Genomic DNA, 14679 nt, shown 5'->3' on the forward strand with positions numbered 1-14679 from the left:
CTCAACGGAGTGAGGGAAGGGCGCGCGCCTGCGCCTGCTCAAGCCAGGCCCGCCGTCGACGGCGTGAGCTCGGAGGTCGGAGTCATGAATTGGGCGCTGACGGGGCCGATGGCTCCTCCCGGCCGGGGAGCGTGGGCAGCACCAGCAGAAGAAGCTGGTCCGGCGGCAAGTCGTCGTAGGCCATCCATTCACCGGCCCGTATCTGCCGGGTCGATGCCGGGGGGGCGGCCCGCTCCGGCCCCTGGCGACGCAGCAGCAGCTCGAACCGCGCCCCGCCGTGTCGTACCCTGATGCGCAGCTCGCGCCATTCGGGAGGGATGCAGGGCTGCAGCATGAAGCGCCGCGCTTCCAGTTGCAGCCCGAGCAGGCCTTCCAGCGCCGCCCGGTACATCCAGGCGGCCGAGCCGGTGTACCAGCTCCAGCCGCCGCGGCCCTGATAGGGCGCGGCGCTGTAGGTGTCGCCCGGCATCACATAGGGCTCGATGGCATAGCGACGCTGCCCTGCTAGGTCGGCGGCCCGGTGTGCGGGGCTGAGCATGCGGAAATACTCCCAGGCCAGCTCGGCATGCCCGAGCCTGGCCTGGGCCAGCACCGCCCATGCGGCGGCGTGCGAGTACTGCCCGCCGTTCTCGCGCACGCCGGGCGGATAGGCCTGGATGTAGCCGGCATGATCGGCCGCCAGCTGCAGCGGCGGATCGAGCAGCCGTATCAGCCCGACCTGCCGGTCGACCAGCAGGGCGTCGACGCTCCGCATGGCCTGTGCGGCGCGGGCATCGCCGGCCGGTGCGGCAAACACGCTCCAGGCCTGGGCGATCAGGTCGATGCGGCATTCGGCATTGGCGCTGCTGCCCAGCGCATGGCCGTTGTCGAAGTAGGCCCGGCGGTACCAGGCGCCGTCCCAACCATGCTCGGCCAGCGCCCGCCGCAGGGCGGTCGCCGCAGCCTCCCAGCGCTGCACGCGCGCGTCGTCCTGGCGCGCACGCGCCAGCGCGGGCCAGTCGGCCAGTATCACGAGCAGGAACCAGGCCAGCCAGACAGATTCACCGCGGCCGTGATGGCCGACGCGGTTCATGCCATCGTTCCAGTCGCCGCAGCCCATCAGCGGCAGGCCGTGCTCGCCCCAGCGCAGGGCATGGTCGATGGCCCGGGCCGCATGCTCGTAGAGGCTGGCCGAGGCTTCGGTGGCCTCGGGTGTGTAGTAGGCGTCCTCGGCATGCTCCGGTACCTCCGCGCCGGCCAGGAAGGGCAGCTGCTCGTCGAGCAGGGCGCTGTCATCGCTGACACGCAGGTAGTGCTGCAAGGCATAGGGCAGCCACAGCAGATCATCGCTGAAGCGCGTGCGCACGCCCGCGCCCCCGGGCTCATGCCACCAGTGCTGCACATCCCCCTGCGGGAACTGTCGCGCGGCATGCACCAGCAGCTGCTGGCGCAACAACGCCGGCCTGCACACCCCCAGGGCCATGGCGTCCTGCAGCTGGTCGCGAAAGCCGGTGGCACCGCTGGCCTGGTAGAAGCCGGCCTTGGCCCAGAGCCTGCAGGCCAGGGTCTGGTAGAGCAGCCAATGGTTGACGAGGGCATCGAAGCCGGCATCGGGCGTTTGCACCGTGACGGCCGAGAGCAGCTCCCGCCAGTGCCTGTCGACATCGCCCGCCCAGCCCTGCAGCGCCCCCGGCGCGCCCAGGGCCGCGGCCTGCACCAGCGCGGCCTCGCGACCGGGGCCATAGCCCAGTACCCAGCTGCAGCTGAACGTCTGGCCGGGCATCAGGGTCACGGAGGTGGCGAGTGCCGCGCAGGGGTCCAGGCCGAATCCCTGCTGGCGGCCCAGCGCCTGAGGCCATTGCATGGCGCCATGGTTGGCAAAGAATTCATCGCGCGCGCAGGTCCAGTCCAGCACCGGGGCGCCGGCCAGCATCAGGTAGGCACAGCCGGCGCCGAAGCCGCCGCTGTGATCGAGCTGCTGTGCCAGCAGCAGCTGCGGATCGGCGAGCGACTCGGTGAGCAGGCTCATGCGGTCGCGCGCCTGCGCGCCCATCACCCACTCGACCATGGCCAGCAGGCGCAGCCGCTTCGGTGCTTCGCCGGTGGACCTCATGTGCACCTGGATGCACTTGGCGGCAAGGGGCGGATGCACCATCACCTCGGTGCGGATCTCCAGTTCAGCGCGCCGCTGCATGAATTGGCTGTGGCCCGGGCCATGCTCGACCCGGTAGCCCGCGTCGCCATTGCGATCGATGCCGGGCATGAGGCCGAAGACCTGGCCGCTGGCCTCGTCGAGCACCAGCAGGTGCTCGCCGGGCGGATCGAGCAGGGCATCGTTGCTCCAGGGCGTGAGCTGGTGCAGGCGGCTGTTGCGCGCCCAGGTGTAGCCGCCGCCGGTCTCGCTGAGCACGCAACCCATGTCGGCATTGGCCAGCACATTGCACCAGGGGCGAGGCGGCAGCTGTCTGGCGTCCACCTCGAATTCGAACGCCCGGCCGTCTGCGCTGAAGCGGCCAGGCCGGCTCAGCACCGGCCAGCAAAGCGGCGGCCTCGGGAGCATCAGCACCGGCTGCGGGCTCCGGCCCGGGCTGTGTGCGTCGGCCAGCAGCCTGGCCAGGGACCGCCCGTCGGCGCGCAAGTCGATACGGGCGCAGGCGCGCAGCGCCGCCAGCTCGCCGGGCTCGAGCCGGTCCTGCTGCAGCAGGTGGATGGCGCCGCGCTCGGCCAGGGCATGGGGCTCGAGCCCGACGTTCTGGCGCAGCGCCAGGAGCTGGTGCTGCAGCGGCTGCAGATAGGACGGTGGCTCTGCGTTGATCAGCACCAGATCGCCGCACAGGCCGTGCATGTCCCAGAAACGGTGTGCCGTCATCAGCAGCCGGGCGACGCGCATGCCCTGCAGGCTGTCTATCCATATCAGGGCGATCGGGCGATCGCCCGAGATGGCGAGCCGCCACAGCGCGCGGCGATCCAGGGGGGCCTCGGGTGCCGGCCGCGGCCGCGCACAGCTCAGTGTCATCGGCGTGTTCAGGTCCTGCATCAGCTGCAACTCGGCGATGCTGAGGCGCAGCTCGCGTTGCCGTATGCGCGCCAGCGTGGCGCCCTTCAGGCGTGCCTGCGTCAGATGCACGGCCTGCCGGTATTCGTCGACGATGGCCAGCACGCCGGCGGCATCGGCCGCGGCCGCGGTGCCAAAGGTCAGCGTGCGGCGCGCATGGGCCGGCAGGCGCAAGCGCAGTCGCAGGCTGGCGGCCGGGTCCAGGCCGGTATCGACCTTGCCATCGGGCGCATCGTCGGCGCTGCCGAGTTGCTCCAGGCCGCCACAGCGCGGCAGCAGGCCGGCCCTGTCGCATGAAACCTGCAGCCCAGCGATGGAGGCATCACTCTCGCTGCCTGCGCCGGGCGATTCACCGCCGACCTCGGCGGCCAGGAAGTGCGCCATCCACATCCCGGATTCGGTCTCCAGGCGGGGGCGGCGCTCCAGCAGCAGGCATCCCGGGTCGGTGCCATGGGCGCGGACGAAGAGCTTGGCAAATGCGGGGTGCGATTCATCGGCGCGCTGCGCTGTCAGCGCGACCTCGAAGAAGCTCAGCAACTCGAACTCGGCCGCATCATCGCTGAGGTTGTGCAGGCTGAGGCTGCGCAACTCGACGTCATCGTCGGGGCTCACCCAGACATCGATGGAACTCTCCCACAGCGCCGACCTGGCCTCGAACTCGGCGTGGTCGGCGAAGAAGCGTGTCTGGTAGCGGGCTTGCGGATCGGCGCAGGGCGCCAGCGTCAGCGAATGAAAGGTCGGGGCCCCGGCCCTTCGCAGCAAAAGCCATTGACCCAGCGGGTCGCGCAGGGCATCGTCACGGCCGCGGTTGATGGCTTGACCGCGCCAGCGGCTCTGGCCGGCCCCGTTGGGTCGCAGGCACAGGTTGTAGCCACCATTGCCCAGCAGCAGCGTTGGCATCGCGGTGCTGGGCCCGGTGGCCGGATCGATGTTGCGCGCCGCCCCGGGTTCGGCTCCGGCCTGATGCTGATGCGGCATTCTTGGTATCGCCAGCGACTGGAACACGATCGCACGCGGCATGCGCTCGTGCAGCAGGATCTCGTGCGCCCGGGCCCTGGGAGAGCGTCCGAACCAGCCCTGCGGTGCGCCATCGCACAGCAGATTGCACAGGGCCAGCAGACCCATGCCCTGGTGGTGGCTCATGTGGGTGGCCACGCGCTGCGGCTTGGCGCCTTCGCTGCGCCTGGCGGCGCTGAAGTCCAGCGCTTCGATGAAGCCATAGGGGCCGCGGGCGCCCAGCCGTTCAAGCCCATGCAGATTGTTCAGCGCGGCCGCCATGTCCAGCGGCAGGGCCAGCAGGCTGGCGTAGGGCGCGATCACCCGCTCCTCCAGCGGCGTGCGCCGCATGGCCAGCTCGGGCACACCGAAGGGACCATACTGGAAGGCCAAGCTGGCATCCTGCTCGAAGTAGGCACATTCGGAAACGCCCCATGGCACCCGATGACGCTCGCCGAAGGCCCTCTGCGCCCGCAGTGCGGTCGCGCTGACGCGCTGCAGCAGCCCGCCCGCCGGCTCGTGCATCAGCAGGCCCGGCATCAGGTACTCGAACATAGAGCCCGACCAGGAGCGCAGCGTCGGTCGCCGCTGCACCGGCAGGAAGGGGCGACCCAGGGCCTGCCAGTGCGAGCGGGGCACATCGCCCTTGGCGATCGCCACAAAGCTGCCCAGCCGTGATTCCGAAGCCAGCAGATCGTAGTAGGCCGGATCCAGGCTGGCTTCGGCCGGCCGGAAGCCGATGCGGAACAGGCGCCGCCGCCGGTCATAGAGGAATCCGAAGTCCGTCGCCTCGCCGAATGCGTCCATGCGCGTGGCCAGGGCGCGAAGCCGCTCGGCCAGCCCGGCGGAGCCTGGGGCTGCAGGGTGTCAGCGCGCTCGCGGCAGGCCTGCGCGCAGGCCCACAGCAGGGCGACCAGATTGCCGCTGTCCACGGTGGAGATGTAGTGAGGCTGCAGTGATTGCAGATTGGCCGTGTCTATCCAGTTGTGGAAATGGCCGTGCAGGCGTGGCAGCCGGTCCAGGCTGTCCAGCGTGTCCTGCAGCCGCTGCGCGAGTTCGGGTGTGTCGATGAAGCCCAGCCGTTCCGCGCTGGAGCAACTGGCCAGGTAGAGCCCGATATTGGTGGGCGAGGTGCGCCGCGCCAGCATGGCATCGGGCTCGAGCTGCAGATTGTCGGGCGGCAGGTGATGGTCAGCGGCGGTGACGGTGACCTCGAAGAAGCGCCAGGTGTCCCGCGCCAGTTGCCAGAGGTAGCGATGCTGTCCGGGATCCAGTCCGGATGAGCCCGGTGTCGGCCGGGCATGCAGGGGCCGGCTGGCCATCCACAACCAGACCGGCACGCCGCACCAGAGCAGGCCAAGCCCCAGCAGATAGGCCGGATGGGCGCCCGGCCACAGGGCCGCGCTGCCGGCCCAGGCCATGGCCAGCAGGCTGATGCCGGCATGGCGCCGCCAGCAGCCGGCCCATCCGCTCCAGGCCTGGGCCTCGGCCTGGGCGGCGGTGGTCCACTGAAGCAGATGGCGCCGGCTCATATGGCTGCGCCATAGCGCGCGCGCAATGGCGTCGACCTGCAGGGCTGCGGCCTGCGGCAGCGTGGCGAACTGCCACAGCGTGCCGGCCAGCACCCGGGCCAGGTCGCGCAGCCCCTCGGCCATGAAGTGTCGCAGGGCCAGATCGCGCCGGCCCGGCAGCAGGCCCGCCAGCGCACCGAGCACGGGGCCCAGGCCGAGGCCGGCCAGCACAAGTCCCAAGGCCTGGGCCGGGGCCAGTACCGCGGGCCCGCAGGCCAGCCAGAGCAGCAGCAGACCGGCCGGGGCGAGCAGGCTGCGGCGCAGATTGTCGATCAGCTTCCACAGATTCAACAGGCCGACCCGGCCGCGCAGCACGGCACCGAAGAGCGGCAGCAGCTGCCAGTCGCCGCGGGTCCAGCGGTGTTGTCGCGACGCGGCGACTTCCGGATGCATGGGCTGGGCCTCGACCAGGCTCACGTCGCTGAGATGGGCCGCGCGCGCCCAGATGCCCTCGAACAGATCGTGGCTCAACAGCTGGTTCTCGGCCACCCGGCCCTGCAGCGCCCGGTGCATCGCCTGCACATGCAGCAGGCCCTTGCCGTTGAAGCTGCCGAGGCCGAACACATCCTGATGGATCTCCGAGCTGCCGGCGTTGTAGATGTCGACCCCCCAGGGCCCGGCCTGAAGCCAGCCGAACCGTGTCAGGGCGCCGGGCCTTGGCAGCGGGGCGACCAGACCCGGCTGCAGGATGCCGTAGCCTGCGACGACACGGCGGCTGCGCGGATCCAACTGCGGCTGGTTGAGCGGATGCGCGGCCACCGCCACCAGGTCGCGCAAGGTGCCGGGTGGCAGGCCGGTATCGCTGTCCAGCGTGATGAGGTAGCGCGTGTGGGGCGTGAGCTTGCTGAGCGGGCCCAGATCGAGAAACGGCGAGGCTGCGGTGTCGGCTTCACCCACGCCGGCCAGCGCGGCCAGCAATTGCTCCAGCTTGCCGCGCTTGCGCTCCCAGCCCATCCACACCCGATCGGCCGGATTCCAGCGCCGCTCGCGGTGCAGCAGGCCGAAGCGCGGTGGCTGGCCGGCGGCTGCCGGGTAGCGCCGGTTCAGCGCCTGCAGGGCGCTGCAAGCGGCTTCCAGCAGGGGCGCGTCATCGGGTTGGCGCTGCTGCAGCGCATCGGGCCAGTCGCTCAACAGGGCGAAGCGGGCATGCTGTTCGGGGTTGGCCAGATAGTGCAACTCCAGCTGCTGCGCCAGTGCCGCGACCGAACCGGCGCTTCCGAGCATGCAGGGAATCACCACCAGGCAGGCGTCCTCGCCACGCAAGCCCTCCTCGAGGGCCAGCCTCGGCAGCCTGTGCACCCGCACCGACTCGGCCAGACAGCGGTTCACCAGCGCCAGCACGGACTCGAAGCCGACGAAGGCGGCCAGGGCCCAGCCGAGCCAGACCAGCCAGGGCGGCCCTGGCCGGGCTTGCGGCAGGCCCAGCAGGCCCCAGGCCAGCAGCAGGCTGCCGCCCAGCAGCGTCACGCCATAGAGCGTGCCGCGCAGGCGCCAGGGCCATTGCAGCAGCGGGTTCTCCAGGGTGGCAAGGTTGCCGCCGAGTGCGCGCACCAGTTCGGCGCGGCCCTCGCCGATCAACCAGTGCGAGGGGCCGCGGGCCGGGGCTCCGGCCTCGCACAGGTCCAGCACCTGCCGGCTCACCTCGAGCTCGGTGCGCCGCAGACGCCGCGCCAGGCGTTCCACCTCATGGGTGCAGTGGTCGCGCGTGAGATCGCTGTCGGCGACGAAGCCGGGGTGCTGCTGCAGTTGCTGCAGCACCGGGCTGACACTGGTGATCAAGGCGCGCCAGTCCAGGCGGTTGATGGCATGCAGGGCGGACACGGCGTTGCTGACGCTGACGTTCTGGGCCGCGTGCAGGTCCTGGGCGCTGGCCAGCGCGGCATCGAAGTCGATGCCCGCCTGCTGCAGCCAGTTCTGGCAGGGCAGGGCGTCGAGTCCGGGGCGGCCCCGCACGTGCTGCACCAGCTGCGCGACAAAGCTGGCTTGCAGCCCGCGCGCCTGCAGCTGCGTGGCCAGCGATGGCAGTGTGTCGGAGGCCAGCTCGGATTGATGGTCGCAGAACCAGTCGGCCGCGTCTTGCGCGGCCTTGTGGCCGGCCACGCTTTCCGCCAGGCGGGCCAGGTTCTCCAGCAGCACCACCCGCAGCGTGGCCGGGATCGCCCACAGCTCGCCCAGCGTCAGCAGTTCGACCTGCTGATAGGCGCCAAGGAATTGCTCCAGCAGCTGGGCGTCGAAGCTGGCATCGGTGTGGGCCACGAAGGCCCAGGCAATGCCATAGACGCGCGGCAGGCCCAGCAACGGCGCCTCGCGCAGCTTGGGCAGCCTGCCATAGTAGGAGCGGGGCAGGCCGTTGCGGATCTCGGGTACCTGTGCCTCGATCAGGTGAAAGTTGTCGAGCAGCCACTCGGCCGCCGGGCTGAGGCCTTCGGTTTCACGGTCGAGCAGCTCCAGATAGGCGAGCGAGCGGTCGAGGTTGCGCAGATTGTCTGCAATGCGCGGGAAGAACTGCGGTGCGCGGGCACGCCGTCGCCAGCGTCGGCGCTCTATGCGCTGAGCCTGGGCCAGACTGATGCCGTGCTGGCGAAAGCGCTCGGCGCCGAACAGCTGGGCACGCACCGGGGGTTGCACGGACCCCTGCGACGCATCCAGCAGGGCCAGCGCTTCGGCTCGCAGGGCCGGCACGACGGGTCTGCGCCCGGCGCCAGCGCGCTGCCATGGCATAGGGTCAGACCGAGAGCTGGCCGCAGGCGCTCACGACCAGGGCCAGCAGCAGCAGGGAGACGGCCCGCCTTGCGACAAATGCCTGCGCGCGCTCGCAGCTCCCCAGCAATGTCCGCCAAGGGCTGCGGCGCGGGTGACAATGGCGCAGCTGCTCTGCCAGGGCCAGATGATCCAGTTCGATGCTGGCGCGCACGGTGTCCCAGGCCATGGTGGATGCGCTTGAATAAGGTGTCATGCGAACTCTCCCGAGTCAGGCGGCGATGCCGCGTCATGCCATCAAGGTAGCAGCGGCGGCGCATCCTGGATTGAGTGCGCTCAAGCGAGGCTCAGAAGCCTTGGTCAAGGGCACCCGGACGGCTGTCGACATCGTCCAGCTGATGCTCGATGCCATAGCGCACCAGGGCCGCCAGATTGGGCAGCTGCAGCTTCTCGAGGATGCGCGTCTTGTGGCTGCTGACCGTCTTGATCGACAGGTGGAGGTCGTCGGCAATATCGATCAGGCGCTGTCCGGCCACCAGGCGCCTCAGCACCTCGAGTTCACGGTTGCTGAGTTGATCGTGGCTGGGTGGCGACGCGCTGCCACTGAGCTGTCGGATGACCCGTTCGGCCAGGCTCTCTGAGGCGAAGCTGCCTCCTGCCGCCAGCTTGGCCACGGCGCGGGCCAGCTCGGTAGAGGCGCTGTCCTTGGTGAGGTAGCCATTGGCACCCGCCTTGAAGGCGCGCAGGGCGTACTGCTCCTCCGCGTGCATGGTGAGGACCAGCACGCGCGTCGCCGGATAGTTCAGCCGCACCCGGGAGACCAGGTCCAAACCGCTCATGCCCGGCATGGACAGGTCGGCAATCACCACGTCGGCCGACTGCTTGCGCAGCCATTCGAGCGCTTCGTGGCCCGAACTCGCCTCGTCCACCGACCACTGCGGATCGTGGGCCTGCAGGATGCGCTTGAGGCCGTCGCGAACCAGTGCGTGGTCGTCGACCAGCAGCAGACGCAGCGGCGCTGCGAGGCCGGCGGCAGGCACATGCGTCATGGCGTGGCCCTTCCGGTCGCGGCGGCCTCGGTACCACTCAGCGGCAGCTGGACGCGCACGCGTGCCCCCCCTTCCGGAGCATTGTCGAACACCAGTCGGCCGCCGAGGAGCGCGGCGCGCTCGCTCATGCCAAGCAGACCGAAGGCATCGTCGCGGGTCGGCATCGGATCCGGGAAACCCATCCCGTCGTCCCATACCGTGAGCTCGATCACCTCGCCCACCCGGTGCAGGGAGATCCAGACACGACGCGCCCCTGCATGGTTGCCGACGTTGGCCAGCGCCTCCTGGACCATGCGGTACAGCGCGGTGGCCATGCGGTGGTCGGCCGGAGGCTCGGTTTCGTCCAGATCGACACTCACCTCTAGCCCAAGACGGCGCGCCGACTCGTGTGCCAGCCATTCGATGGCCGCGTTCAGGCCGAGGTCATCGAGCATCAACGGTCGCAGGTCGGCGGCAATCCGGCGCATCGCCGCGACGATGCCATCCAGCGTCCCCAGCATCGCCTCCAGCTGCTTCTGGCTGGCCCGCCCGTGCAACTCGGTGCCCAGGCCGACCAAGCCCATCTTCAGCGCCGACAGCCGCTGCCCCAACTCATCATGAAGTTCGCGCGAGATTCGCCGCCGCTCTTCCTCCCGGGCGTCTATCAAGCTGCCGGACAGGCGCCGCAAGGCGTCGCCCGAGCGCAACAGCACTTCCAGCGATGTGCTGTGCGAGGTGACATCGGTGACCACCAGCTGTGCGGCCGCCCGCGCCGGGTGCTCGAAGGCTACCACCGCGATTTCCACCTTCAGGGTGCTGCCATCCAGGCAGCGTAGGGGCTGCTGCACGGTGCTGATCTCGCCGGCATGCAGAAGCGCGTGCTCAATAGCCTCGTTGAGGGCCCGATGCGCCTTGGGTTCGATGAATTCGAGTATGGAGCGGCCCAGCAACTCGGTCATGTGCCCGGCGCGCAACATGTCGACGCTGGCCTGATTGGCGAGCACCACACGTGTCTGCTCCACCACGATGATGGCGACCGGAGCGGCCTCGAAGAGGCTCTGGAACTGCTGACGCAGAGCGTCCAGCTCGGCCAGCAGACACTGCTCGCCGCTGAGATCGCTGAGCAGGGCGCTCAACAGCGTCGGCCCCGCTGGCGTGATGCCGACCGGCGAGGCGCTGCGCACAATCGTGGCCGCCAGCGGGAACTCCGTGCCATCGGCGCGCAGGCCGCGCAGGTCGGCGTTCTGCCCCATCTGCCTCGATGCCGTGCCGGACGCGCAAAACGTCTGAACCTGCTCGGCGTGGCCTGCCCGATAGCGCTCGGGCAGAAAGCGGCTCAGCTCGCTGCCCATCGCCTGCTCCTCGGTGCAGCCGAACATGCGCTGTGCGGCGGTATTGAACATCACCACCCGTTGCGCGTCGTCCACGGTGATGAGGGCCTGCTGCACGGCCTGCAGCACGCGGGCATTGCTGAGCCGAAGCGCCAGTGAGAGTGCTTCGCGATCCGCGGTGGTCTGGTGGTCCATTGCCTGCCCCTCGAAGTGGCTGATACGCCTGTGCTTCACTGAATGAACAGCTTGCGCCCGCCCTTGGTGCAGGGTCTTGACCTAGCGCAAGTGCGAATCGGGGCGGCCAGGGGGCTGTTGCGTGATCGGAATAGTCCGAATCGACAGCCAGAGTGCAGGAAGCCGGCGCGGAATGGTCGGAGGTCGCGCAGCGGCCCGCGCCGATGGCGCCGGGCACTACCGGCACGCATCCTTGACTGACTTGTTCAAGCTTCTAAGTTCGACGGGAGTGGCCCATGTATTCAATCGTGACTGATACCGTTGCCGATGCGATGCCAGGCAGGGCGAACGGCCTGCAGGATGTGAACATTCATCTGCCGTACAGCCTGTCGGATTTGCTGGGCTTGCTCGGAGCCGCGCCGCACGTCGACAGCGCCAGCAATGGATTCCCTTTGGCCATGCGCCAGCTGCGCACCGATGCCGCACTGTTTCATGAAGGCGAGATGGTCGAGTGCATCTACTTCGTCTACAGCGGATCGTTGAAGCGCGTGCGCACGGCGGAGGATGGCTATGAGCAGGTGCTGGGCTTCGCCGGTCGTGGTGACCTGCTGGGCTATGACGGCGTCTGCATGGGTCGCCATCCCAGTTCCGCGGTGGCCCTTGAGGATGCTCGCCTGCTCGCCGTCCAGACCCAGGATCTGCGGTCCCTGATGGGGTCTTTTCCAGCCTTCGGGCCGCTGCTGCAGAAGGCATCCAGCCTGGAGCTGCAGCGCCAGGGGGAGTCGCTGGGCCTGATGGCGGCGGTGTCGGCCGAGGTTCGGCTGGCGCGCTTCGTCCTGCAGATGTCCGAACGCATGCAGGCCATGGGGCAGTCGGCACGGCGCTTTCATCTGCGCATGTGTCGGCGCGACATCGCCAGCTACCTCGGCGTCGCCCACGAGACCGTCAGCCGCTCGTTCACGATGCTTGCCGATTGGGGTTGCCTGCAGGTGGACAACCGTGAGGTGGAGATTCTTGATGCCGCGCTGCTGCAACAGATTGCGTCCAATACGCGGGGCTTGCTGGATATGGCGCTTGATCGCGCACGGGCATCCGCCGTCGAACGTCCGCAGGGCCGGGTGTCGGACTCCCGGCCCGCGCGCAGACCTCGGACAGCTGGTCGCGAACAGATCTGGCGCGCGGCTGCTTCGCTGGGCAGCGTATCTTGATGCGCGCTGCCCGAGTCGGAGCGCTTTGATCGTATTGCCTCGATCGGAATGTTCGAGCACGTCGTCCATGGGTAATTGCCGGGCTATTTTGCCAAGCTGGCCGGCCTGCTGCGGCCCGGCGGGCTGATGCTAAACCATGGCATCACGGCCGGCGGAATCGACAACCGGCAGCTGGGCGCGGGCATTGGCGACTACATCGGAACCACATCTTCCCGGGCGGCGAGCTGAGCCATGTCTCGCATGTCTGCGCCAGCCTGGCCCGAGGTGGGCTGGAACTGCTGGATGCCGAGAACCTGCGTCTCCACCATGCCCGGACCCTGTGGGACTGGTCAGAGGCGCTGGAGCGCCAGCTCGAGCGGGCCCGTGAACTCACCGACGAATCCCGTGTGCGCGCCTACCGCATGTACCTGGCGGGCTCGGCGATGAGTTTCGAGCAGGGATGGCTGTCGCTCTATCAGCTGCTGGCGGCCCGTGCGGACGGCTCGGTGCAGGGGCGCAGCCCGCGCGGCGCCCAGTCCCTTACCAGCACAGCGACTGCTTCAGCGCCTTCAGATCGGGGCGCGGGGCCGATCCAAGCATTCTTCCTTCACTGGACCAATGCTGCCCGTGGACATGCTGCTCTCCGAGCAGCATGTCCACGGGCTTGTCGGCATAGGTCACCGGCCCGAGCGCCTCATCCATGCCAAAGCGCAAGACCAGGTCTCGCGCCAGGTCGCTGGCGCGGGCCAGATCGTCGGCCGCGCCGGTGGACGGTTCGCCGAAGACCAACAACTCGGCCGCCCGTCCTCCCAGCAGCAGGGCCATCCTGGCCTTCAGTTCGGATCGCCGCAGCACATGACGCTCCTCGCTGGGGCGCTGCCGGGGTGTATCAAGGCCTGGCCGCGCGTGAGTTGAGCTGCATCAATTCGAGGCTCGCATCGGCTGTCGCCTCTATGTCGATGGTGTGGGGGAAGGGGCCGATGCCGCCAGCTGGCTGTCCGAGAGGCGCCTGGCAACAAGGCCGGTCACCAGCGATCGGGCCAGGATCAGGGCGCGTTGAGAACCGTCAACGTACCCACCCTGCATCCGACCAAGAACCGTGCGTTAGTTCACGACGATTGACTGCTGCCTGCGCGGCCCCAGGCCGAGCACCCGCGATTCGAGCGCAGCGGTGAGGGCAGGGACGTCTCGCCATTCGCTGCGGCTACCGCACAAGGTAGTCCAGAAGTCCCTTGAGGGTGAAAATCCTGGGGTAGTCCGCCTCCTTGATGCTCACCCCGCTGCCCTTGCTGATGCCGATGATGAAGTTCAGAAAGTCCATCGAGTCCAGGTCCAGCGCCGAGCGCAGATCTTCGTCAGGCCCCACGCTGGCCAGATCGGCCTCCGGGGCGATGTCGGCCAGCACGGCCTGTACCAAGCTGCGGATGGCGGTCTCGTTCATGTTGGGTCCAATCGTGTCAGCGGCGGCGGTTGCGCCTGTCCATGATCAAAGGGTTGCGGGGCTTTGCAATGCCTGGTCAATGCTTCGCAGCAGCTTGCCGCCCAGATGGCCATCGCTGACCCGGTGATCGGCGGCCAGGCTGGCCTTCACCACATGCCGCGCGACGACCTGGCCGTCCACCACCCAGGGGCGCTGCAGGACACGCCCGAATCCAATGATGGCGACCTGTGGCGGGTAGATCACGCCCAGCACGCTTTCGGCCCCGCGCTCGCCCAGGCTGGTGACCGTGACGGTCGGGTCGCTCATTTCGGAGCTGCGCAGCCCGCCGGCGCGGGCGCGCTGCACCAGATCGCGCAGCGCGGCCATCAACTCGGGCAGCGTGAGCCGGTCGGCATCGTGGATGGCCGGCGCAATCAGCCCGCCGCCGCGCAGCGCGATGGCCCAGCCGATGTGTATGCCCGTGCCAGCGGAGAAACTCCCCTGCTCGTACAGGCCATTGAACTGCGGCACCCCGCGCAGGGCCAGGGCCGTGGCCTTCAGCAGCAGCGCCGCCTCGAGCAGGCGCTGCTCGGGCGCACGATCGCGGTTCCAGTCCTGCAGCCAGTCGTGGGCGGCCGAGAAGTCCATGGTGTCGGCGAGGTAGTAGTGCGGAATCTCCCGCTTGGAGCGGCTCATGGCGGCAGCAATGGCCTTGCGCATCTGGGCCGGATCGAAGGCCGCGCTCCGCTGCTGCGGCGCGCCGGCCTTCGCGCGCGCCGCTTCGATGTCGATCAGCGTCACTGCGCCGTCGGCGCCCGAGCCTTGCAGGCCCGACAGTTTCACACCCAGCTGTTGTGCGCGCTGTCGCGCTGCCGGGCTGACCCGCTGGCGGGACGGCCCCCCGGTGGCCTGAATCCGCGGGCCTTGATGCGTGACCGCGGGCACGGATTGGGCCGGCCTGGCGGGCGCCGGCGCGGTGGTGGTGCCGGCAGGCGCCCCGTCCGCCACTTGAACCTGCGCCAGCACCGCCCCCACCGGCAGGGCCGCGCCCAGCGCGGCCAGATGGTCGATCACCCCATCGAGAAAGATCTCGACATCGATGGCCCCCTTGTGGGTTTCGACCACGGCCACGACATCGCCGGGCTTGACGCGATCGCCGGGCTTCACCAGCCACTGGACGACCGTGCCGGTCTCCATGTCGGCGCCCAGGGCGGGCATCAGGAAATCGGCCATGGGCT

General features: G+C 69.2%; 8 protein-coding genes and 2 pseudogenes. 2 read left to right on the top strand and 8 right to left on the bottom strand.

Annotated elements, in window-relative coordinates; genetic code table 11:
• Positions 1 to 82 precede the first annotated feature (82 nt).
• From DES47_RS17205 to DES47_RS17220, 5 genes are all read right to left on the bottom strand, one after another.
• The gene (locus DES47_RS17205) at positions 83 to 4684 is read right to left on the bottom strand and encodes a GH36-type glycosyl hydrolase domain-containing protein (RefSeq protein ID WP_243748374.1); all 4602 of its coding nucleotides are present in this window, start codon (positions 4682 to 4684) and stop codon (positions 83 to 85) included.
• Positions 4570 to 8283, bottom strand: coding sequence for a hypothetical protein (locus DES47_RS29390; RefSeq protein WP_243748347.1), 3714 nt, complete (start codon positions 8281 to 8283; stop codon positions 4570 to 4572). Before DES47_RS29390 ends, DES47_RS17205 begins: the two co-directional genes overlap by 115 nt.
• A gap of 43 nt (positions 8284 to 8326) precedes the next feature.
• Positions 8327 to 8557: a hypothetical protein gene (locus DES47_RS17210; RefSeq protein WP_133701956.1), complete on the bottom strand. Its 231-nt coding sequence runs from the start codon at positions 8555 to 8557 to the stop codon at positions 8327 to 8329.
• Positions 8558 to 8648: 91 nt separating this feature from the next.
• Positions 8649 to 9350 (bottom strand): response regulator, encoded by a 702-nt coding sequence (locus DES47_RS17215; RefSeq protein ID WP_133701957.1) that lies wholly within the window; start codon positions 9348 to 9350, stop codon positions 8649 to 8651.
• Positions 9347 to 10855, bottom strand: a complete 1509-nt coding sequence (locus DES47_RS17220) for a PAS domain-containing sensor histidine kinase (RefSeq protein WP_133701958.1) — start codon at positions 10853 to 10855, stop codon at positions 9347 to 9349. The genes DES47_RS17215 and DES47_RS17220 overlap by 4 nt, the downstream gene beginning before the upstream one ends.
• Positions 10856 to 11130: 275 nt before the next feature.
• Here DES47_RS17220 and DES47_RS17225 point away from each other — a divergent pair, with 275 nt between their 5' ends.
• Both DES47_RS17225 and DES47_RS17230 read left to right on the top strand, forming a co-directional pair.
• Entirely contained in the window at positions 11131 to 12042 is a 912-nt protein-coding gene (locus tag DES47_RS17225) for a Crp/Fnr family transcriptional regulator (RefSeq protein ID WP_133701959.1), read from the top strand.
• A gap of 24 nt (positions 12043 to 12066) precedes the next feature.
• Positions 12067 to 12560 (top strand): annotated as a pseudogene (locus DES47_RS17230) (class I SAM-dependent methyltransferase); the annotation flags it as partial.
• A 1-nt stretch (position 12561) separates the two neighbouring features.
• On the opposite strand, the pseudogene DES47_RS29615 reads toward DES47_RS17230, so the two are convergent.
• From DES47_RS29615 to DES47_RS17245, 3 genes and pseudogenes are all read right to left on the bottom strand, one after another.
• Positions 12562 to 12885, bottom strand: a pseudogene (locus tag DES47_RS29615) (hypothetical protein); the annotation flags it as partial.
• 340 nt (positions 12886 to 13225) lie between these two features.
• Complete coding sequence (locus DES47_RS17240) at positions 13226 to 13462, bottom strand: acyl carrier protein (protein ID WP_133701961.1); 237 nt, start codon at positions 13460 to 13462, stop codon at positions 13226 to 13228.
• Positions 13463 to 13507: 45 nt separating this feature from the next.
• Positions 13508 to 14674 carry a dihydrolipoamide acetyltransferase family protein gene (locus DES47_RS17245; protein ID WP_133701962.1) on the bottom strand — a complete coding sequence of 389 codons (1167 nt, stop codon included), beginning with the start codon at positions 14672 to 14674 and terminating at the stop codon, positions 13508 to 13510.
• Positions 14675 to 14679: the final 5 nt, after the last annotated feature.

This window comes from Roseateles toxinivorans (assembly GCF_004362525.1).
Lineage (GTDB): Bacteria > Pseudomonadota > Gammaproteobacteria > Burkholderiales > Burkholderiaceae_C > Paucibacter > Paucibacter toxinivorans.